Annotated in this window: 21 protein-coding genes and 1 riboswitch; of the genes, 19 read left to right on the forward strand and 2 right to left on the reverse strand. The window is 37.2% G+C overall.

The annotated features are described in order from the left end of the window. Window positions 1–11: 11 nt before the first annotated feature. The 3 genes from IGL56_RS06140 to IGL56_RS06150 all read left to right on the forward strand — a co-directional run bounded on the left by IGL56_RS06140 (window position 12) and on the right by IGL56_RS06150 (window position 2591). Window positions 12–1310, forward strand: a complete 1299-nt coding sequence (locus IGL56_RS06140) for a PTS sugar transporter subunit IIC (RefSeq protein ID WP_430599860.1) — start codon at window positions 12–14, stop codon at window positions 1308–1310. Between the two features lie 218 nt (window positions 1311–1528). Beyond that, complete coding sequence (locus IGL56_RS06145) at window positions 1529–2074, forward strand: TetR/AcrR family transcriptional regulator (RefSeq protein WP_002357633.1); 546 nt, start codon at window positions 1529–1531, stop codon at window positions 2072–2074. Between the two features lie 142 nt (window positions 2075–2216). Beyond that, a complete protein-coding gene (locus IGL56_RS06150; RefSeq protein ID WP_002357632.1) occupies window positions 2217–2591 on the forward strand; it encodes a YxeA family protein in 375 nt (124 codons plus the stop codon). A gap of 43 nt (window positions 2592–2634) precedes the next feature. Here IGL56_RS06150 and IGL56_RS06155 read toward each other — a convergent pair whose 3' ends face one another. Continuing rightward, window positions 2635–3384, reverse strand: coding sequence for a peptidylprolyl isomerase (locus IGL56_RS06155; protein WP_002374887.1), 750 nt, complete (start codon window positions 3382–3384; stop codon window positions 2635–2637). Window positions 3385–3565: 181 nt separating this feature from the next. Here IGL56_RS06155 and IGL56_RS06160 point away from each other — a divergent pair, with 181 nt between their 5' ends. From IGL56_RS06160 to IGL56_RS06195, 8 genes are all read left to right on the forward strand, one after another. After that, on the forward strand, window positions 3566–4657 hold the full coding sequence (locus IGL56_RS06160; RefSeq protein ID WP_002357630.1) for a DUF871 domain-containing protein: 1092 nt from the start codon (window positions 3566–3568) through the stop codon (window positions 4655–4657). A 194-nt stretch (window positions 4658–4851) separates the two neighbouring features. Next, complete coding sequence (locus IGL56_RS06165) at window positions 4852–5781, forward strand: alpha/beta hydrolase (RefSeq protein ID WP_002357629.1); 930 nt, start codon at window positions 4852–4854, stop codon at window positions 5779–5781. 168 nt (window positions 5782–5949) lie between these two features. Continuing rightward, window positions 5950–6840 carry a site-specific tyrosine recombinase XerD gene (gene xerD / locus IGL56_RS06170; protein ID WP_002357627.1) on the forward strand — a complete coding sequence of 297 codons (891 nt, stop codon included), beginning with the start codon at window positions 5950–5952 and terminating at the stop codon, window positions 6838–6840. A 64-nt stretch (window positions 6841–6904) separates the two neighbouring features. Beyond that, window positions 6905–7699: a segregation/condensation protein A gene (locus tag IGL56_RS06175; protein WP_002381915.1), complete on the forward strand. Its 795-nt coding sequence runs from the start codon at window positions 6905–6907 to the stop codon at window positions 7697–7699. Further along, complete coding sequence (gene scpB, locus IGL56_RS06180) at window positions 7696–8301, forward strand: SMC-Scp complex subunit ScpB (protein ID WP_002357625.1); 606 nt, start codon at window positions 7696–7698, stop codon at window positions 8299–8301. Before IGL56_RS06175 ends, scpB begins: the two co-directional genes overlap by 4 nt. A gap of 3 nt (window positions 8302–8304) precedes the next feature. Beyond that, a complete protein-coding gene (locus tag IGL56_RS06185) occupies window positions 8305–9021 on the forward strand; it encodes a pseudouridine synthase (RefSeq protein ID WP_002357624.1) in 717 nt (238 codons plus the stop codon). A 153-nt stretch (window positions 9022–9174) separates the two neighbouring features. Further along, a riboswitch (FMN riboswitch) is annotated at window positions 9175–9294 on the forward strand. Window positions 9295–9365: 71 nt separating this feature from the next. Then, window positions 9366–10031 carry an ECF transporter S component gene (locus IGL56_RS06190; RefSeq protein WP_002384530.1) on the forward strand — a complete coding sequence of 222 codons (666 nt, stop codon included), beginning with the start codon at window positions 9366–9368 and terminating at the stop codon, window positions 10029–10031. Window positions 10032–10286: 255 nt separating this feature from the next. After that, a complete protein-coding gene (locus IGL56_RS06195) occupies window positions 10287–11618 on the forward strand; it encodes a zinc ribbon domain-containing protein (RefSeq protein ID WP_065813707.1) in 1332 nt (443 codons plus the stop codon). Window positions 11619–11640: 22 nt separating this feature from the next. Here IGL56_RS06195 and IGL56_RS06200 read toward each other — a convergent pair whose 3' ends face one another. Further along, on the reverse strand, window positions 11641–11859 hold the full coding sequence (locus IGL56_RS06200) for a ferredoxin (RefSeq protein WP_002357617.1): 219 nt from the start codon (window positions 11857–11859) through the stop codon (window positions 11641–11643). Between the two features lie 35 nt (window positions 11860–11894). On the opposite strand from IGL56_RS06200, the gene IGL56_RS06205 reads away from it, so the two are divergent. From IGL56_RS06205 to IGL56_RS06240, 8 genes are all read left to right on the forward strand, one after another. Further along, window positions 11895–12929, forward strand: coding sequence for a helix-turn-helix domain-containing protein (locus tag IGL56_RS06205; RefSeq protein WP_002357615.1), 1035 nt, complete (start codon window positions 11895–11897; stop codon window positions 12927–12929). Beyond that, window positions 12930–14372: a RecQ family ATP-dependent DNA helicase gene (locus tag IGL56_RS06210; RefSeq protein ID WP_430599862.1), complete on the forward strand. Its 1443-nt coding sequence runs from the start codon at window positions 12930–12932 to the stop codon at window positions 14370–14372. Window positions 14373–14447: 75 nt separating this feature from the next. Next, entirely contained in the window at window positions 14448–15071 is a 624-nt protein-coding gene (locus tag IGL56_RS06215; RefSeq protein ID WP_002357613.1) for a LysM peptidoglycan-binding domain-containing protein, read from the forward strand. Window positions 15072–15306: 235 nt separating this feature from the next. Then, window positions 15307–15987 (forward strand): (d)CMP kinase, encoded by a 681-nt coding sequence (gene cmk, locus IGL56_RS06220; protein ID WP_002357612.1) that lies wholly within the window; start codon window positions 15307–15309, stop codon window positions 15985–15987. Window positions 15988–16100: 113 nt separating this feature from the next. Then, complete coding sequence (gene rpsA / locus IGL56_RS06225) at window positions 16101–17312, forward strand: 30S ribosomal protein S1 (protein ID WP_002357611.1); 1212 nt, start codon at window positions 16101–16103, stop codon at window positions 17310–17312. A 173-nt stretch (window positions 17313–17485) separates the two neighbouring features. After that, window positions 17486–18796, forward strand: coding sequence for a ribosome biogenesis GTPase Der (gene der, locus IGL56_RS06230; RefSeq protein ID WP_002357608.1), 1311 nt, complete (start codon window positions 17486–17488; stop codon window positions 18794–18796). Between the two features lie 247 nt (window positions 18797–19043). Further along, window positions 19044–19319: an HU family DNA-binding protein gene (locus tag IGL56_RS06235; RefSeq protein ID WP_002357604.1), complete on the forward strand. Its 276-nt coding sequence runs from the start codon at window positions 19044–19046 to the stop codon at window positions 19317–19319. Between the two features lie 306 nt (window positions 19320–19625). Continuing rightward, window positions 19626–20666: a hypothetical protein gene (locus IGL56_RS06240; RefSeq protein ID WP_002357600.1), complete on the forward strand. Its 1041-nt coding sequence runs from the start codon at window positions 19626–19628 to the stop codon at window positions 20664–20666. Window position 20667 lies beyond the last annotated feature (1 nt).

Genomic DNA, 20667 nt, shown 5'->3' on the forward strand with positions numbered 1-20667 from the left:
GAGTGTTATTTATGTTAGATAAACTGACTGTTTGGATTGAAAATCATCTAGCTGGACCAATGGCTAAAATTGCCAATCAGCGCCATTTACGTGCGGTGCGGGATGGGATTATTGCGACATTACCTTTAATTATTGTCGGTTCTTTTTTTCTAATTATTGCGTTTCCGCCGTTACCAGAATCTTGGGGCATTACTCAATTTTTAACAAGTAATGCTGCTACAATCTTATTGCCTTACCGAATGACAATGTACATTATGGCGTTATATGCGACTTTTGGCATTGGCGCTAGTTTAGCGAAATCATATAATCTTGATCAAGTCTCTGGAGGGATTTTGGCTACGATTGCTTTTTTGTTAACATTAGTACCTGTAGCGATTCCTGAAGAAGCCAGTAAAGCAGCTGGCGTTTCTGGGTTTGTTTTACCAATGGCTAATTTGGGTGGTGCAGGGATGTTTGTCGGGATTGTGACGTCAATTATTGCTGTCGAAATCTATCGAGTAACAGATAAGTCTAAGTTCAAAATTACAATGCCTGATAACGTTCCACCTGCTGTTGCTCGTTCATTTGAATCGTTGACTCCGACGTTAATTGTCATGTTATTGATTGGTTCAATCACTTATTATTTAGGCTTTGATTGGCACACATTTGTAGGGAACTTAGTAGGACCACTAGTTCAAGCAGCGGACTCTTTATTGAGTGTCTTGTTGTTAGTCTTTTTAACAACATTTTTCTGGTTCTTTGGGATTCACGGCGCTTCAATCGTAGGATCGTTGGCGCGTCCTCTATGGCTACAACTATTAGAGGAAAACACGACTGCTAAAGCAGCTGGCGAAGCATTACCTCGGATTGCGGCAGAACCTTTTTACCAATGGTTCATTTGGATTGGTGGTGCTGGAGCCACAATTGGTTTAGCTATATTATTAGCCATTCGGGCAAAATCAGAATATGGTTCAAAACTAGGAAAAGCTATTTTAGCACCGTCTATTTTTAATATTAATGAGCCAGTTATTTTCGGTGTACCGATTGTCTTAAATCCGATTTTAATGATTCCTTTTATCTTTGCACCAATGGTTTTAGCAACGATTGCTTGGTTTGCCACAAAATTAGGTTTAGTAAGTGAAGTTGTCTTTACCGCTCCTTGGACCTTACCAGGACCAATTGGCGCCTTTATGGCGACAGGCGGCGATTGGCGTGCTGCTGTTTTGAATATTGTTTTAATTCTAGTGGCCATCTTGATTTACTATCCGTTCTTTGTAGCTTATGATAAAAATGAGCTTGCCAAAGAACAAGGCAAACAAATAGAAGAATAAAGAGTGCAGCCGTTTAGTGTCCAGAACAAAAGGTGATGACCTTTTGTTCTGGACCTATTTGTTTATAGGTGATGAAAATTCTCAATTTTTTTGAAATGTATAGAAAATTTTGAGAAAAGAAACGCATAAAAAAGTGTAAAATATTATATATATAATGAAAATGGTTTTCTTTTGTGTGAACATAATAAAGTTATTGTTAACTAAAAGAGAAAAGGGGTATGAAAATGGTTAGAACGAAGGTATATACAAAGGAAAAAATCTTAAACGTAGCTGAAAAAATTTTAGTAGATAAAGGTTTTTCTAATTTAACTGCTAGAAATATTGCAGATACTATGGGGATTTCTACGCAGCCAATTTATTTAGAATTTGTCAACATGGACGATTTAAAACGAACCTTAATTAAATCGTTATTTCATCGTATGCAATTATTTTATAAAGTAGATGTCGGTGCCTCAGACCCAGTGATTGCATTGGGTCTGAACTTTATATTATTTGCCCAAAAACATCAAAAAATCTATACGGCGTTATTTATGAAAGCACATGGTTATGAAGAAGAATTGCAGCAAATGCTTCAAGATTTTTTTGAAGAGCGTTTATTATTGGATAAAAAATATGTACAAATGGACAAAGGAAAATTTGTCGAATTATTTCCTAAAATGGTGGTAATCTATTTAGGTTTAGCCACAGCGGTTACAATGAAAACAATTGACTTAACTAAGAATCAAGAAATTCAATTATTAAGTCAATTATTGATAGAAGAGTAGTGTTTTGTTATTTATTCAAAATAACAAAAATACGACATAAGTCTGAGAAAAAACTGGTCGTTGCGCCCGAGGAAGGATTGTTTAAAACTTGCTATACTTTGGAAGAAGTAACAGAGAATAATTACTCGGGAGGATTTATGTGATGAAATTTATTAAATTTTTAGTGGTGACAGCAATTGTTATTGGTGGTGGTTTATTTGGGGCCAAGTTTTACGCAGAGAAGAACTCTGGCGAATTAGCTGGTGTGTTAGATCAATTAAATCCATTGGTTAAAGAAGGAAATGTGTATGTTAAAACAAAGAAAGCCGATAGCGTTAATGGCTATGGAATTGCTAGTTATACGCAAGTAGCCGCAGATGAGGAAGGCAAAACGCGAGAAATAACTTTCACAGCGGACCATGAATTAAAAACAGATCATTATCTAAAAGTCTCAAATAAAGGGGCCCACATCAATACGTATGAAGAGGTCAATCAAGACCAAGTACCAGAAAAGGCATTACAAGCGATTCAAAAATAACAAAAAGTCAGAACGTATCTTCAGCGTACGTTCTGACTTTTTGTTATTTTTTTGCTTCTTGAAGAATATTGATTTTTTCAATTTTAACATCAGTTTTTGGTTTATCGTTGGCACCAACTTCGACTTTGGCAATTTTATCGACAATATCCATTCCTTTGGTAACTTGACCGAAAACAGTATGTTTTTTATCAAGAGAAGGATAGCCGCCTTTTTTGTAAGCATCAATGATTGCTTTTGGATAATCATCATATAAAAGACCATCAGATTGATCATCTGTATTTTGGACAATAAAGAACTGACTGCCGTTAGTGTTAGGTCCTGCATTCGCCATTGATAATGCGCCACGAATGTTATATAACTGGTTTGAAAATTCATCTTCAAATGGTTTATTCCAGATGCTGTTTCCGCCAGTTCCATCACCGCTAGGATCGCCACCTTGGATCATAAAGTTATTGATGACGCGGTGGAAAGTCAAGCCATCATAATAGCCATCTTTGGCATGTTTCATAAAGTTCTCGACAGTTTTTGGAGCCTGTTTAGGAAATAGTTTGATTTCAATATTTCCCATTGAAGTAACCATTTGGACTAAGTCTTGATCTTCGGCAACTTTGTCATCTAGTTGTGGTAAATCTAGTGAATTTAAGTCGACCGAATCCTTTGTTTTGCTTTCACTGGATTTAGCGACAGAATCACTCGTTGCGGTCGTGCCTTTATTATTGGTTGTGTTACAGCCTGCTAAAAGCAAGGTGAATGCTGCAACTGAAGCAACAGCAAGCATTTTCTTATGTTTCATCTGTTTTCCTCTTCCTTTCACACTGACAATTAGGTTCTTTTTTATCATAACAAAAGAGAAGATAACAAACCAGTGGAATTTTTATAAGATTTCCTATAGGAAAGGTGTAGACCACTTTTGTTTTTTTTGTTACAATGTAAGCAGATACATTATTATGTTTTACAATTTAGGAGGCAATCACATGGGAAAATTAGGTATTTCAATTTATCCAGAACGTTCAACATTTGAAAAGGACAAAGCATATTTGGATTTGGCTCATAAATACGGCTTTAAGCGTGTCTTTACTAGTTTATTGCAAATCAATGATGATCGGGAAAAGGTATTAGCAGAGTTTAAAAAAGTCGTAGATTACGCCAACCAATTAGGTATGGAAGTGATGGTCGATATTAATCCTGCATTGTTCGAACAATTAGGCATCTCTTATGATGATTTATCATTTTTCCATGATATGGGCGCTTACGGTATTCGTTTAGATCTTGGTTTTACTGGGCAAGAAGAGGCGAATATGACAAGAAACCCTTATGGTATTAAAATTGAAATTAATATGAGTTCAGGGACAAGTTATGTAGATAATATTATGGCCTACTCACCAAACACAGAAAATTTACTAGGCTCACATAATTTCTATCCACATCGCTATACAGGCTTAGGCTATGATCATTTTGTTTATTGTTCAGAAAAATTTAGAAAATATAATTTAAATACGATGGCGTTTGTGAACTCACACGATGCTACATTTGGACCATGGCCGACACAAGATGGGTTATGTTCTTTGGAAGACCACCGCGATTTAGAAATTGCAACGCAAGTTAAGCATTTAGTTTTAACAGGATTAATCGATGATATTTCTGTCGGAAATGCTTATGCCTCAGAAGCAGAATTAGCAGCAATGGCAGAAGCCTTTCATGCACCGTATCCTTCGATCAAAGTGGATACAGAACCAGAAATCACAGAAGATGAAAGAATTGCATTGTTCGATAACTTACACAGTTATCGTGGAGATCGTTCTGATTACGTTTTGCGTTCAACAATGACACGTGTTTACTATAAAGATCGTCCTTTCCCAGCTCATACAACGAGAGATATTGTTCGAGGCGATGTCTTGATTGACAACGTTGGCTATGGACAATACAAAGGGGAAACACAAATTGCTTTAAAAGAAATGAAAAATGATGGCCGTGTAAATGTGGTTGGTCGTATTTCTGATGACGAACGTTTCTTATTAGAATTTTTGAAACCATGGTCAAGTTTTAAACTTATTGAAAATAAATAATTTTTAGTTTCCTATAAATAGATAAGTGGAGCATAGCGCAAAAGGTAACATTTTTGTGCTATGCTTTTTTTGTCGCAACAAAATTGTCTCATTGTAGTGGTAAAGAAAGATGGCTGAATCTTTGAATGGTAGTTGTCAAAAAAAGGGCGACAACTTATAATGAATCATACAGTTTAAATAAAAGGAGTACGTAGATGAATCGATGGTTAAAAATTTTGATTGCGCTTATTGTAGTAATTGCAATTGGTTTAATTGCGGCAGGCTTATATTTTTATAATTATGCAGTAGTTCCAGGAAAGAAAGACTTTATAAATGAGAATACCCCAGGGTCAAAAGTGGTCCAGACACCTGAAGGCGCGTGGTTTAAAGATGACAAAAATCGACAAGAATGGTCAATTACTTCGGAAGATGGGCTACGTCTAAAGGCCATTTATTTACCAGCCGACAAAAAAAGTAATCGTACCGTTATTATGGCGCATGGTTATATGGGTTCGGCAGAAACGATGTCTGTCTTTGCGAAAATGTATCATGATTGGGGATACAATGTGTTAGCGCCAGATGCGCGTGGTCACGGGAAAAGTCAAGGAGATTATATTGGGTTCGGCTGGCCCGATCGTAAAGATTATGTCCAATGGATTGAGAAAGTTTTAACCGAAAATGGTCAGCAAGAACAAATCACTTTATACGGTGTCAGTATGGGTGCTGCTACAGTCATGATGACGAGCGGGGAAAAATTACCAGATAACGTGAAAGCCATTGTGGAAGATTGTGGCTATTCTACAGTCAATCAGGAGTTGCAATATCAATTGAAAGAGCTTTTCAATTTACCAAGTTTCCCATTAGTTAATGTTACTAGCGGGATTACGAAACTTAGAGCTGGCTATTTCTTTGGGGAAGCAAGTGCTGTTAAGCAATTGCAAAAGAATCATTTACCAATGCTCTTTATTCATGGTGAAAATGATACGTTTGTGCCGTTTAGTATGTTAGACGAAGTTTATAATGCAACCCAAGGACCTAAAGAGAAATATGTCGTGCCTGGAGCAGAGCATGCGAAAGCTTATAATAAAAACCCAGAAAAATATAAGGAAACAGTAGCTGCTTTTCTAGATAAATATATAAAATAACAAATTTATTCTTTACTAATAGTAGCAACAACAAAAGACTTGTTCTTAAGTTAACGACTTAGTGAACAAGTCTTTTGTTATCAGTTGATTTTTTTTAATAAGTTGGAATTTACCCATGCAATCTAGGGCATAATCTGATAGGATAGTACTAGAAATGAGGGAAGGATAATGGAAGAACAATTAGTCGATTATTTACACTATTTACAAATAGAGCGGGGCTTATCAAATAACACACGACGGAGTTACGAACGAGATTTAAAAAAATACGTAGCCTTTTTACAAGAACAAGGCCTGCATTCTTGGGACGAAGTTGACCGTTACATGATTACAGAATTTTTGCAATCCCTTCACGAAGAACAGCAAGCTTCAGCAAGTGTGATTCGGATGATTTCTAGTTTGAGAGGATTTCATCAATTTTTACGTCAAGAACGCTTAAGCGAACATAATCCGATGCAACATATTGACTCCCCCAAGAAAGTTCAAAAATTGCCAAGTACATTATCTGTTGACGAAGTGACTCGATTAATTGAAACGCCTGATACAAGTAAACCACTAGGTATGCGGAATCGTGCTATTTTAGAAGTGATGTATGCAACGGGCCTGCGAGTTAGTGAACTAATTGAAATAAAATTAGGGGATCTGCATTTATCCATTGGTTTATTGCAAACAATCGGAAAAGGGGACAAAGAACGAATTATTCCTTTAGGCGATTATGCGATTCAATGGATTGAGCGCTATATGAACGAAGCCAGACCTCAATTGATTAAAAACCATCCGAATGAAACACACCTGTTCGTTAATCATCATGGCGAACCGTTATCTAGACAGGGCATTTGGAAAAATTTAAAACAGATTGTCCGAGAAGCCCGGATAGAGAAAAATATTACGCCGCATACATTACGGCATAGCTTTGCGACACATTTGTTGGAAAATGGCGCAGACCTTAGAATCGTGCAAGAATTATTAGGACATGCAGATATCTCCACGACACAAATTTATACACATATTACCAAACAACGAATGGCAGATGTTTATAAGGAACATTTTCCTCGGGCTTAATTTGCGAGAATGCCCACAAACGAATAAATTTATGGTAAACTAGGAAGTCGAGAAAAGAAAGTAGGTGTCGTTTTTGCAAGAAATTAATTTAAAACTAGATGTCTTTGAAGGACCACTGGATCTTCTACTACATTTAATTCAAAAATTAGAAATCGATATCTATGACATTCCCATTACAGCAGTAACTGAACAATACATGTCTTATATTCATGCGATGCAAACCTTAGAGTTAGAAGTCGCTGGAGAATATCTAGTCATGGCTGCCACCTTAATGGCTATTAAAAGTCAGATGTTGCTTCCAAAACAAGAGCTTGAAATCATTGATGATGAAAATTTTTTTGAAGAGGAAGACCCACGGGAAGCTTTAGTAGCTCAGTTATTGGAGTATCGGAAATTTAAATATGCAGCGACTGTTTTACATGAAAAAGAAGAAGAACGTAAACTCTATTATACAAAAGAACCAATGGATATGGATGATTATAAAGAGGAAGATACAACACTACCGCCTAATCAAATCAATACAATTGATTTATTTCTAGCCTTTCACGCCATGTTAGAAAAGAAAAAAAATCGCCAGCCTGTTGAAACAACTGTTGCTAGTGACGATGTTTCCATCGAAGAAAAAATCACCGCTATTTCAGAGCGTATGCGTCAAGTACAGAAAGGGAAGGCAGTGTCGTTTGATTCTTTCTTCGATTCTTATTCCAAACAAGAAATTGTGACAACGTTCATGGCTCTTTTAGAATTAATGAAAACAGGCGTGATTTATGCTGAACAAGAAAATAATTATAGTGAAATTTTGTTATTTAATACAGAAACCCAGCAGGAAGATACAACAGAGGTGGAGGAAACACAGTGACATTAGTTAGTCAAATTGAAGCAATTTTATTTGTGGTTGGCGAAGAAGGAATTGGCTTGGAAGAGCTGGCGTACTTATTAGAGAAGTCAACAGCAAAAACCTATGAAGAATTAACGAAATTGAAAGAACATTATGCTTCTGACAATAAATCGGCGTTAAATATTTTAGAAGTCGGCAATCATTTTGTCTTAACAACGAAGAAAAAATATGCCTCATTACTAAAAAAATATGCGCAATCGCCTATGTCGAACGCCTTATCACAAGCGGCGCTAGAAACATTATCCATTATTGCTTATAAGCAACCAATTTCGCGTATTGAAATTGATGAAATTCGTGGCGTACAGACTTCTGGCTCTATCCAAAAGTTAGTTGCCCGTCAGTTGATAGAAGAAAAAGGCCGCGTCGATGGTCCTGGTAGAGCGATTTTGTATGGCACAACGAAGTATTTTATGGATTACTTTGGGTTGAAAAGTTTAGATGAATTACCAGATATCCAACAAATGGAAGATGAATTAGAAGAAGAACTACCAATGGATCTATTTTTTGATCGTTATCAAGAAACGAACCCAATGTCTGAAACAACAGAAGGCGAGGAAGCTTAAACAATGGAAAGATTACAAAAAGCAATTGCTCATGCTGGGGTGACTTCGCGTCGCAAAGCAGAGGAATTAATTGTCAAAGGCCGCGTAAAAGTCAATGGCCAAGTGGTCAAAGAATTAGGAACGCAAGTAAGTAAACAAGATACTGTTGAGGTTGATGGTGTACCAATTTATCAAGAAGAATATGGTTATTATTTATTCTATAAACCAAGAGGGGTTATTTCTGCGGTGTCTGACGATAAAGGCCGTAAAGTAGTAACGGATTATTTTACAGATGTTACTGAGCGAATTTATCCAGTCGGTCGTCTGGATTATGATACTTCTGGGTTGTTACTTTTAACGAATGATGGAAGTTTTTCACAAAAATTAACCCATCCTAAACATGAAGTAGATAAAGTCTACGTAGCAAAAATTAAAGGTGTACCTACTAAACGGGATCTATTGCCATTAGCCAAAGGCATTCGCATTGATGGCAAACGCACAGCACCAGCCAATTTTCAAATTCTTTCAGCGGATATTAAAACAGGTAGCAGTGTCGTGGAATTAACGATTCATGAAGGACGTAATCATCAAGTGAAGAAAATGTTTCAAGCTGTTGGTTTCCCTGTTCAAAAATTAAAACGTGAACGTTACGGTGAGTTGACCTTACAAGGTTTGCGACCAGGGCAATATCGTGATTTAACTAAAAAAGAAATCAGTCAATTATTAAATCAAGCTAAATAAGATAAAATGACTCGATCTCTTCGCGCTTATGGCGAAGGGATTGTTTTTTTTTTGAGAAATGAAACAATCAATGAAATTTAATAAAAAAGCTTAGTTAGTTGCATTCATTGTTCAAATGGGTTACACTAAGTAAGTAAAAAAATATAATACAAGGTTCGTCTTCAGGGGCAGGGTGTAATTCCCGACCGGTGGTTATAGTCCACGACTCGTTTTTAACGATTGAATTGGTGTAATTCCAATACCGACAGTATAGTCTGGATAAAGAAGATAGGGCTTATTTGAGACGCTTTTTCATCAGATAATCCTACTCTATTTTTCCCTGCAGAAAAATAGGTTTTTTTTGTATGACAAAGAAGCGAATCAAAAAGTTCGTTGAAGATGGGTCCTTAATTGGAGGATTTCAGATGAACAACAAGGTACAAAAAATGGTCAGCATTGCAATGTTGGCCGCAATCGGTACAGTATTACAATTTGTGGCATTTCCGATTATGCCGGCGTTTAGTTTTTTGAAAATCGATTTTAGTGATATTCCGATTTTACTCGGAATGTTCTTGTACGGACCGTTAGCAGGAGTAATTACTGCTTTTGTTCGTTCGTTGCTACACCTGTTCTTAACCGGACTAGCACCGCAAAATATGGTGGGAGATTTCGCTAGCTTTTTAGCAAGTAGTATCTTCACCTTGCCAATTTTTTATTTCTTTGGTAAAAAGAAAAATATCCGTACAAATCGGATAGTGGGCCTAGTAAGTGGGATCTTAGCCTTGACGATTTTCATGAGTATTGCGAATTATTTTGTCATTACACCAGTTTACTTACAATTATATGGTGTGACCACACAACAATTTTTAGGAACATCTTTAGCAAGCTATGTGGCGATTGGTATTGTGCCATTCAACCTTATTAAAGGCCTCTTAGTCAGTGGTGTTTTTCTAGTACTACATGCGAAGTTATTGCCATGGCTATCAAAAAAACAACATACTATTCAGAAAAAAACACCGTTAACAAAATAAATGATAAAAAACCTGCTGTTGAACAATGTTTGACAGTGGGTTTTTAAAATTTACGCCTAAAAGAAAAGAGGTTGTCATAATCTGTCATCATTCTGTTAAAAAATACTAAACCATCTGCATTGTAATTTTAACTTTCCCTTGGTATGATAGAAATCATTAAAGAAAGAGGAGTTTTCCTGAGTGAAAAAGTGTAAAAATTGTCGTCATGTGAATCGTGATACGGAGTCCTTTTGTGAAGAATGCGGCGCTCCGCTAATGAATGAATCAATGCATCAAGAGGAAAACCAAGCACAACCATCAATGAATAAAGGGAACGAATCTACTCCTATCAGATCAAAAAGAAGCTGGATCTGGGTGTTTCTTTTTGTGTTCATCGTTCTTGGAGCGGGTAGCTATTTTCTCGGGACGCATTATTTTTCTAAGGAACAACAAATTTCTCATTTTATTGAAGCGATTGAGAATGGTGATGCCCAAGAATTAAGTAAAAAAATGAGGACGAACGAGTCTGAATTTCAAGTGAATCCGCAAAGCATTAAGCCTTTAATCACTTATTATCAAAAAAATCCAACTGAGCTAAAAAAATTAGAAAAAGCGCTATTAAAGGATAAAAAGCTACATGGTTTAACTATTCGTGAAACAAGTCAAACAGCATTTTTCTTTCACCGTTATCAATTCATTTTAACGCCTGTTTCTGTTCAGTTAACGACGAATCAGCGCGGTGTGACGCTGGCAATGAACGGGCGGGAAGTGGGCACTTCCGACTCAACCACTTATCAAAAGGAATTGGGACCCTTAGCGCCAGGACAATATACCTTTACAGCCACAGTGAAAGATAGCACCGGTGAACCTGTTATCACAGAAGAGTATCGTTTATTAGAAGAGGAAAATTATATTTCTAGTATTCCTTTAGATTTTAAACGAATGAATTTTGTTGTGGAAAGCAATCTGCCAGACGCAGATATTTATATTAATGATCGGAAAGTTGGTACGCTAACGAATGGAAGCAAAACGATTGGCCCTTTGTTCTGGTCCAAAGGGATGACGATTCAACTTAAAAAGACGATTAATGGAGAAGAAATTCAAACATCAAAAGAAACGATTGGTGAAAATGATTTTGTCGAAGCGCTCTCCGATAATCCAACGCTACAATTGAATTTTCCGTTAGCTAGCGACTATGATGCCCGCAAAGCGCTAGAAACCTTTTATCAAGCATTTGCCAAACAAGTGAAAAGTCATACGGATAGTACAGAATTTGCTAAAAAATATCTCGTTGGTGGGGAAAATAATCCTCAATTTCCTTCTTTTATAGAATCACTTGAACGATTACGTGAAAAGAAATCGACCGATGTTTCACCAGATTTTGAAGTGACCATTAATACGCTACAATTGGATGGTAAAGAAAATTACCATGTCAATTATTATTTAGAAGCTAAAAATTCTAAAGCAAAAGAAAATGGTCTTCGTTATGAATGGATCAATGGCCTAAATGATCAAATTCATCTAGTCAAAGAACCGCTAAAAGAAGGACAATTACAGTTTGTTTCGATAGATGAACAAACACTTGCTTGGCTCGAAAAAATACTCTAAGCAAAAATGAGTGCTAAATTATTTAGCACTCATTTTTGCTTATTTCTATTGCACGCGTGGGACATTTGCGGTACGCTTTTAACACATTCTCGCGTTCGTTTTCTGGAATAAATTGTTGTCGAGCATGCGGCTCGTCTTTAAAAAGGACAATCCCATGATCATCATAATCAAATATATTGGGCGCATAAACTTGACAAAGTCCACAAGCAATACATTTTTCAGGAACTAAACGTGATTGCATAAACAGTGACACATCCTATCTAAAAGAGGTTTACTATGGAAGCAACTTTTATTTTAGCGTTATTATCTCATGGATACAAGGTACGTGCATCAACTTTGTATCATCTTTTAAAAGGCAAACGGACTAGTTCTGTTTTGATTTATGGTTTTTTATATGATTGTTTACGGTTCATTGGCTGGTGGCCAACGATTTCCGAACAAGCCTTTTTTCAATTTCTTGAAAAACTTTCGAAGGCGAAACAAATTCAGTATCACAAAGAGACAAATGAAATTCAACTAACAAAAGAAGGGCAACTATTTTTAAAGGAGCACCATTTTTCGTTGCTGGATTATCCTGCAATTGATCTTTATCGTTTTGGCAGAAGTGATCGAGAAAGTTGGCAACTCATTCAATTTGCCGTGCAAGTGACTTCGTATTTATCATTTGAGGAAAAACAGTATATTCCACTTTTATCAACACCGATTCCGCAACTATATTTGAAACGATGGTTACAACAAGACAAGAAAGAGCAGCGCGTTCAATCAATCAAAGAAGAACTGTTGCGAGGGTTTGAGTTACTACCTGAAGCAGAAAGCGACTATTTGGTTGCGCAACTTTCTGGTTATCAGCAAACTGGCAAAGTTCCTCAGCAATTAACAAGCCATAAGACAGCTCTTGAACAGCGTTTGTGGCACACGCAAGCGGTTCATCATTTACTGCAGTTGATAATGTACGGAGGAAACTATCCTGCTTTACAAACGCTTGTATGGCCGTATCTAGAAAAAAATCTAAACCAAAGTATGCAAGAAACCCAACGATTGTTAACGGAAGGCAAGACGCTTCAAGAAATTGCTGAGCAGCGAAAAATAAAACCGAGTACCATTCATGACCATCTATTAGAGTTGGCTATTCAAGGGCAGCTGCAGGCGTCTGTTTATCTTGAAAAGGAGGCAATGCTCCAAAAATTGGCTCAAATAGAACAAGATCCGCGGTTGTGGGTGTATCGGGATTGGCGAGCGCAAGAAGCGACGCTTTCTTATTTAGATTTCCGCTTATATCAAATCCAACAAATTTGGCAAGAAAAGGAGTGAGTGTTGTTGACATTAGAACAAGAATTATTCACTCGATTTGGTTATGCAGCGTTTAAGCCTGGTCAAAAAGAAGTGATTACAAACTTACTTGACGGTATGAATACATTGGCTGTTTTGCCAACAGGCACCGGTAAATCATTGTGTTATCAATTTGTGGGCCAGAAGTTAGAGGGACTAACGGTAATTGTTTCTCCTTTACTTTCGTTAATGGAAGATCAGGTGCGTCAATTACAAAGACAAGGAATTAAAGGTGCGGTTGCCTTAAACAGTACGTTACAGTATTCAGAAAAGCGTTATATTTTAGCGAAAATGTTCCAATATGATTATCTGTTTTTAAGCCCAGAAATGCTTTTGCAGCAAGAAGTACTTAGTGTGTTACAACGCCAAAAAATTGCATTATTTGTGGTGGATGAAGCCCATTGTGTTTATCAGTGGGGCGTCGATTTTCGCCCTGAATATAGTAAATTAGATCTGGTCCAAAAACAGCTAGACTTTCCTTTGACCTTGGCGTTAACTGCCACAGCGACACCCGTTGTACAGCACGCAATTATAAAACAATTATTTTCTCATGGTAGCTATCAAGAAGTTCTTTCTTCAGTGAATCGAAAAAAAATGGGCTTGTTCGTGAAGGAAACGTTAGAAAAAGAAGAAGTATTACTAGATTACTTATCTAAAACGGCTGGTAAAATCATTATCTATTGCGCCACGCGCAACAAAACAGAACAAATCAGTCAACTTATTCAGGCGAAAACCAGTTTTAAGGTAGCCTATTATCATGGGGGCTTGGAGGCTAGTGAACGTAGTCGCTTGCAAGAACAATTTATTGATAATCAAATCGATATTCTTTGTGCAACGAATGCTTTTGGGATGGGAATCGACAAACCTGATGTTCGTGGAGTGATTCATTTTGATTTGCCTGATAGCTTAGAAAATTACCTGCAAGAAATCGGGCGAGCTGGACGTGATGGTCAAAAAAGTTGGGCGCTATTATTGTATAAAAAAGGGGATGAATTTATTCATCGGTTTTTCTTAGAAGAGACAAGAGCGAATCGAGCGACATTAAAATCGCTGATTGAAGGAGAAGAACAAGCAGGTTTGTTAGAAAATGCCACCGAGTTACAACAAAAATGGGTTCAAGGCTATTTAGCCAAGGATTATTCTTTTGAAGAGCTAGAGCATCGTTTAGAGGAGAAAGAAAAAGATCGTCAAGCGCAATTAAGAGGGATGCTGACGTATATTGAAACCACAACCTGTCGAAGAACGTTGATTCAAACTTATTTTCAAGAACCGATTGTCAAACAATCACCGGAAACTTGTTGTGATAATTGTGCGTTATTCTTTGACATTTACCAAGATTCAATAGTAAAATCGAACAAGACCAGCAATCAAAATGAAGGAGGTTGGCGTTCTAAATTTCTAAAATTATTTAAAGAACGTGATTAATTCATTTTTTTAGTCGGCAGTTGGCAAAAGCTATGATATAATAACAAGCGAGAGAAGTTTAGGAGGAAATTAGCAGTGAGTAAAAAGGACAAAAAGAAAAACCAAGCTCGTGAGCCATGGGAACAATCAATTTATGAACCTGATCAAAATGGTGGTGGTTCTCGTTTAGCAAAACGCCAACAGCAACGAGGAAATTCATTATTTCTAACTGTTTTAGTTATTTTGCTATTATTAATTATTGCCATTCCAATTGGGACTTTCTTATGGATGATGCAAGACAAGAAACCGAACGAAAGTGCTAGCAAAAATAGCCAGCCATCTTCTTCATTAGTCCAATCATCATCAAAAGAGAAGAAAAAAGAAAGTACGTCAAAATCAGTGGAAAGCTCAGAACCAGCAAGCAGCCAACCAGCTGAAAATACAACACCTTCAAGTTCTGATGCTGCTGCACAGCAACAACAGGACCAACAAGCACAACAGCAACAACAACAACAACAAGAGCAGCAACAACAAGAAGCTCAAAATCAACAACAGCAACAAGCGCAGAACCAACAACCTGTTTATGATACCGTTCAAAGTGGCGAAGGGGCACGTCAAGTTGCCGAACGTAACGGAATGACATTAGAACAAATTTTAGCGTTAAATCCTGGGATTGATACATCTGTGTTTTATCCAGGACAACCATTACGTATTAAATAATCCAGAAAAAGAGGTTTGGACAGCACTTTCAAGGCTAAACCGCGACGAATGATTACATGAGAATGCCAATAAGCAGAAATTTCCGAAAGATGTTTTGCGTCTTTCGAGGGATTTCGGCTTATTGCTTTTTCGTTAGAAACTCGTCATCAGTTTAAATCCAAGTTCTTTTCTTCTGATTTTAATATAAAAGAAGAAGCGCATTTTAAAGGATGCATATCAGTTAAGGAGTTTTTTCATGGGGAAAATCAGTATTGCTATTGACGGACCAGCTTCGTCAGGCAAAAGTACAGTTGCAAAAATTTTAGCAAAACAATTGAATTATGTGTATTGTGACACGGGGGCCATGTACCGAGCGATTACGTATTTGGCCTTGCAAAATCAAATCGACATTCAAGCGGAAGAGCCATTAGTAGCGCTTTGTGTCAACCACACTATTTCTTTTCAGCAAGCAGAGAATGGCCAACGTGTTTTTATCGATGGTCATGAAGTGACCGAAGCGATTCGCCAGCCAGATGTAACGAATGCTGTTTCAGCTGTTTCAAAACATGCAAAAGTTAGAGAAGAAATGGTGGCGTTACAACAGAAAATTGGTCAAGCCGGCGGAGTTGTCATGGATGGTCGAGATATTGGTACTGCAGTTCTACCAAAGGCCGAAGTAAAGATATTCTTGGTGGCTAGCGTTGAAGAACGTGCAGAACGTCGTTTTAAAGAAAATCAAGAAAAAGGGATTGAGACGGATTTTGAAACCTTGAAGGCGGAGATTGAACGTCGGGATTATTTAGATTCAACCAGAGAAGTATCACCCCTTGTCCAAGCAAGTGATGCTGTGAAAATCGATACAACAGGGTTGACGATTGAAGAAGTCGTCGCCGCCATACAAAATGTGATTAAACAAAAAGGTTTTGAACTTTTTTAAAGAATTTTAAGAAAAATAGAAGAAATCGCTTTATTTTTTTACAAAAATCTCGTACTATGTAAGTATATATAGCTAAGTTTTGGAATTTTTGTTGGCATAGGAGGATAAGAGGCATGACAGATTTTGAAGACAAACAAGTAGCAAACAACGAAACAATGGAAGATGCAATGAACAGCGTTCAAGAAGTCAGTGTTGGCGATATTGTTAAAGGCGAAGTTTTAGCCATTGAAGACAAACAAGTTGTTGTCGGCATTGAAGGAGCGGGCGTTGAAGGCGTTGTTCCTGCAAAGGAATTATCGACTTTACCAGTTGAAGATGTACACGAACTTGTGAAAGTCGGTGATGTGTTAGATTTAGTTGTTATCACATCAATTGGCAAAGATAAAGAAAACGGCAGTTATTTACTGTCAAAACGCCGTTTAGATGCTAAAAAAGTTTGGGAAGAAATTGAACAAGATTTCCAAGCGGGCAAAGTAATCGAAGCACCTGTTACAAATGTTGTTAAAGGTGGTTTGGTTGTTGATGTTGGTGTTCGCGGATTTGTTCCTGCCTCAATGGTTGAAGATCATTTTGTTGCAGATTTTTCTGAATATAAAGGTCAAACACTAGCATTTAAAATTATTGAAATCGAACCTTCAGAAAACCGCTTAATTCTTTCACATAAAGCAGTTGTTGAAGCTGAAAAAGAATCGAAAAAAGAAGAATTACTTTCTTCTTTACATGACGGAGACGTTGTTGAAGGGAAAGTAGCTCGTTTAACAGATTTCGGCGCATTCATTGATTTAGGTGGCGTGGATGGTTTAGTTCATGTTTCTGAAATTGCTCATCAGCATGTGGGCAAACCAAGTGATGCGTTAACTGTTGGCGAAGACGTTCAAGTAAAAATTCTTTCAATTAATCCAGATGAAGGACGTATTTCTTTATCTATTAAAGAAACATTGCCTGGACCATGGACAGATATCGAAACAAAAGCAGCCGCTGGGACTGTTTTAGATGGCACAGTAAAACGCCTAACAAGCTTCGGTGCCTTTGTGGAAGTTTTCCCTGGTGTGGAAGGATTAGTGCATATTTCTCAAATTTCTCACAAGCATATTGCAACGCCTCATGAAGTCCTTCATGAAGGGGATCAAGTACAAGTGAAAGTTTTAGAAGTTAATCCAGAGGAACATCGTATTGCTTTAAGTATCAAAGCGTTAGAACCAAAACCTGAGTCTCAAGAAGAACCAAAAGAAGAACAGGAATATGAATTGCCTGAAGAAAATACTGGTTTTACCATGGGCGATATTTTAGGTGACGCTTTATCTGACGCGAAAGAAGAGGAATAACCCGTTACTTTCTTGAAATTTATGAGTTTGACATAGCCGTAAACAGATCGGCTATGTCAAACTCATTTTTTCTTGAATTGGTTAGAAAATCAGCAGAAACTAAAACTTTTCTTGCACTTTAAGGTTTGATTAGGTAAACTAGTAAGGATTGAAATTCTCAAGGAGGGAATCAAATGGCAAATCCAACTATTGCGATTGTCGGTAGACCGAATGTCGGTAAATCGACTATTTTTAACCGCATTGCCGGTGAGCGTATCTCGATTGTAGAAGATACTCCTGGCGTAACACGCGACCGTATTTATACAACTGGAGAATGGTTAGGGCGTGAATTTAGTATTATTGATACCGGTGGGATTGATTTAGGTGACGAACCATTTATGGATCAAATCAAACACCAAGCAGAAATTGCGATTGATGAAGCAGATGTGATTATCTTTGTTGCTAGTGGTCGTGAAGGAATTACTGATGCAGATGAGTTAGTAGCAAAAATTTTATATCGTAGTAATAAACCAGTGATCTTAGCTGTTAATAAAGTTGACAATCCTGAAATGCGTAATGATATTTATGAATTTTATGCTTTAGGACTAGGGGATCCTTTCCCAGTTTCTGGTAGTCATGGTTTAGGCATTGGCGATGTGTTAGACGAAGCAGTTAAACATTTTCCTAACACTTCAGAAGAAGAGGACGAAGATACAATTAAATTCAGTTTAATCGGGCGTCCAAATGTCGGTAAATCATCATTGATTAATGCTATTCTTGGTGAGGATCGCGTGATTGTTTCAGATATTGAAGGAACAACGCGAGATGCAATCGATACGTATTTTGAATCTGAAGAAGGTCAAAAGTTCTTAATGATTGATACGGCTGGTATGCGTAAACGTGGGAAAGTATACGAATCAACTGAAAAATATAGCGTCATGCGCGCAATGCGGGCGATTGAACGCTCAGACATTGTTTTAATGGTCTTGAATGCAGAAGAAGGTATTCGTGAGCAAGACAAGCGTGTGGCGGGCTATGCCCATGAAGCAGGTCGCGGTATTATTATCGTGGTCAACAAATGGGATACAGTCAAAAAAGATACAAATACAATGCGTGATTTTGAAGCGGAAATTCGTGATGAATTCCAATATTTAGATTATGCACCCATTATTTTTGTGTCTGCATTAACCAAACAACGTTTAAACAAACTGCCTGAACTAATTGAAACAGTAAGTATGAATCAAAACTTACGGATTCCTTCAGCGTTGTTAAATGACGTTGTAATGGATGCTGTAGCAATTAATCCAACACCAACCGATAAAGGAAAACGTTTGAAGATTTTTTATGCAACACAAGTGGCAGTCAAACCACCTACATTTGTTATTTTTGTCAACGAAGAAGAACTAATGCACTTTTCTTATGCCCGGTTTTTAGAAAATCAAATCAGAAAAGCATTTACGTTTGAGGGCACGCCAATTAAAATCATTCCGCGACGCCGAAAATAGTGCATTCTACCATACTTTTTTTAGATATTCAAATAAATTTATCAACTTTGAGAAAAAATGATTATTTTTTGAAAAAACTGGTTAAAATACACTAAAAACCTTGCTATTACAACTTTCTTATGCTATCTTGTTAACAGAATATTGAACCAGATCAATATTTGCTGTCTGTTTTTGGACCACTCAAAAATAGACGGAACTTTAGGTGTGTAAAAACATCGTATCTCTTATAGAGGAGGTGAAATGATCCATGGCAAATAAAGCAGAATTAATCGAAAACGTTGCATCTTCAACTGGTTTAACTAAAAAAGATGCTACTGCAGCAGTAGACGCTGTCTTTTCAACAATTCAAGAAACTCTTGCTAAAGGTGAAAAAGTTCAATTAATCGGTTTTGGTAACTTTGAAGTTCGCGAACGCGCAGCTCGTAAAGGACGTAACCCACAAACTGGACAAGAAATTCAAATCGCTGCAAGCAAAGTACCTGCATTCAAACCAGGTAAAGCATTGAAAGATGCAGTGAAATAAGACAGACAATTAGAACCCTTGGTTTCCAAGGGTTCTTTTTTGAATCATACATAAAAAATGTTATTTTAAGAGGTGGTCGAAACAGTACGCTAAAAGGCTAAATTGTAACGAACCTTAGGTGAGAAAAACGTGCTTCGCTCCGAGAATCAAGCGGGAACGGTTCGACACTCGCTCCTTGCTTTTTTGATAAAAAGAGAAAGATTTATGAATGAAGGACAAAAATAAGTTGTTGCCAGTAGCTGTTTTTTAGTGGTTATGCTAGACTTGGGGTGAAGGAAGAGGAAACAGTCTTAAGGTGGTGAATCAATGAAATACAACTATTCTAGAGGGGAAAACAAGGTCGCTATTATTTATGGAGAAACATTTGCTTCCGTCCTAAAAAAACGACCAGTAACGACGGAGTCAATCGTTGTTTTGGCGAATCAGCGTTACTATGATCTTTTTTCGGAGAAGATTAATTATGCCTTTGGGGAACAGTTGGGATTAAACTGGTATATTTGTCGCAATGATGTTCATTGCAATGACTTATCAGAATTAGAAAGTGTGTTACGTTTCTTAGCTGATTGGCCAGAAAATCAGGATGTTTTATTGATTGGTTTAGGTAATGAAGGGGTACTACAATTAACCGCATTTTTGCACCAAGTAAGTAAGTGTTCCTCCAAATGTTGGCTGATGCCTGTGTCTGTTCAAGCGTTACGGCAAGGACTTTTACCAAGTGTCACAATTCAGCAAGCACAGCATGCAACTATGCATATAGAAAATCATTCAGAAGAAATTTTGTTTGATAGTACCTTGACCAATAAAAAAGGTGCCGCTCCTTTAATTGATTTGCTCGTTTTTATTCGAGCGGGTCTTGTCTGTGATTATACTTATTTACAAATGTTATACCAAACGTATCCAGATAAAAAACGGTTGAATCAAACGTCATTTAATGGTATTTTAGACGAGTTGTTATCTTTGTATGAACAAGCAGGGGAAAAAGTGGATCAATTTGGCCGAGTTTTTGAAGCGGCCTTTGCTACAACCGAAAATGGCCATTTGTTATCAGGTCCCATGAAACGATTATTGGGATTATTGTTACAAGTTTTATGGAGCCAGCAAGTCAATCACTTTGACTTTCAATTTAAAAATTTTATCGTTTGGTTTATTCGCTTAGGTTTTCCGGTGGCGTTTCCAAAAGAAATTTTAAGTGCTGATTACGCAGAACAAGTCTTGGCTCACACAGAAACACTAGGTCCTCCTATGGTGTTGGAAAAAATCGGTCAGCTAGGAGCAGCTTTAAAGCCAACGCCCGATCAACTGTTAACAACGATTGAAAGATACCAAGAAATTTTAAAAGAGATTTGAG

The organism is Enterococcus sp. DIV1316a, assembly GCF_050536915.1.
Classification (GTDB): Bacteria; Bacillota; Bacilli; order Lactobacillales; family Enterococcaceae; genus Enterococcus; species Enterococcus faecalis.

Coding starts and splice junctions, on each gene's coding strand:
- IGL56_RS06190 (WP_002384530.1), top strand. CDS start 9,366: ATGACAAAGAAGCGAATCAAAAAGTTCGTTGAAGATGGGTCCTTAATT.
- IGL56_RS06140 (WP_430599860.1), top strand. CDS start 12: ATGTTAGATAAACTGACTGTTTGGATTGAAAATCATCTAGCTGGACCA.
- IGL56_RS06205 (WP_002357615.1), top strand. CDS start 11,895: ATGGAAGCAACTTTTATTTTAGCGTTATTATCTCATGGATACAAGGTA.
- IGL56_RS06240 (WP_002357600.1), top strand. CDS start 19,626: ATGAAATACAACTATTCTAGAGGGGAAAACAAGGTCGCTATTATTTAT.
- IGL56_RS06235 (WP_002357604.1), top strand. CDS start 19,044: ATGGCAAATAAAGCAGAATTAATCGAAAACGTTGCATCTTCAACTGGT.
- IGL56_RS06195 (WP_065813707.1), top strand. CDS start 10,287: ATGAATGAATCAATGCATCAAGAGGAAAACCAAGCACAACCATCAATG.
- xerD (WP_002357627.1), top strand. CDS start 5,950: ATGGAAGAACAATTAGTCGATTATTTACACTATTTACAAATAGAGCGG.
- IGL56_RS06165 (WP_002357629.1), top strand. CDS start 4,852: ATGAATCGATGGTTAAAAATTTTGATTGCGCTTATTGTAGTAATTGCA.
- IGL56_RS06155 (WP_002374887.1), bottom strand. CDS start 3,384: ATGAAACATAAGAAAATGCTTGCTGTTGCTTCAGTTGCAGCATTCACC.
- IGL56_RS06145 (WP_002357633.1), top strand. CDS start 1,529: ATGAAAATGGTTAGAACGAAGGTATATACAAAGGAAAAAATCTTAAAC.
- IGL56_RS06200 (WP_002357617.1), bottom strand. CDS start 11,859: ATGCAATCACGTTTAGTTCCTGAAAAATGTATTGCTTGTGGACTTTGT.
- der (WP_002357608.1), top strand. CDS start 17,486: ATGGCAAATCCAACTATTGCGATTGTCGGTAGACCGAATGTCGGTAAA.
- IGL56_RS06150 (WP_002357632.1), top strand. CDS start 2,217: ATGAAATTTATTAAATTTTTAGTGGTGACAGCAATTGTTATTGGTGGT.
- cmk (WP_002357612.1), top strand. CDS start 15,307: ATGGGGAAAATCAGTATTGCTATTGACGGACCAGCTTCGTCAGGCAAA.
- rpsA (WP_002357611.1), top strand. CDS start 16,101: ATGACAGATTTTGAAGACAAACAAGTAGCAAACAACGAAACAATGGAA.
- IGL56_RS06185 (WP_002357624.1), top strand. CDS start 8,305: ATGGAAAGATTACAAAAAGCAATTGCTCATGCTGGGGTGACTTCGCGT.
- IGL56_RS06160 (WP_002357630.1), top strand. CDS start 3,566: ATGGGAAAATTAGGTATTTCAATTTATCCAGAACGTTCAACATTTGAA.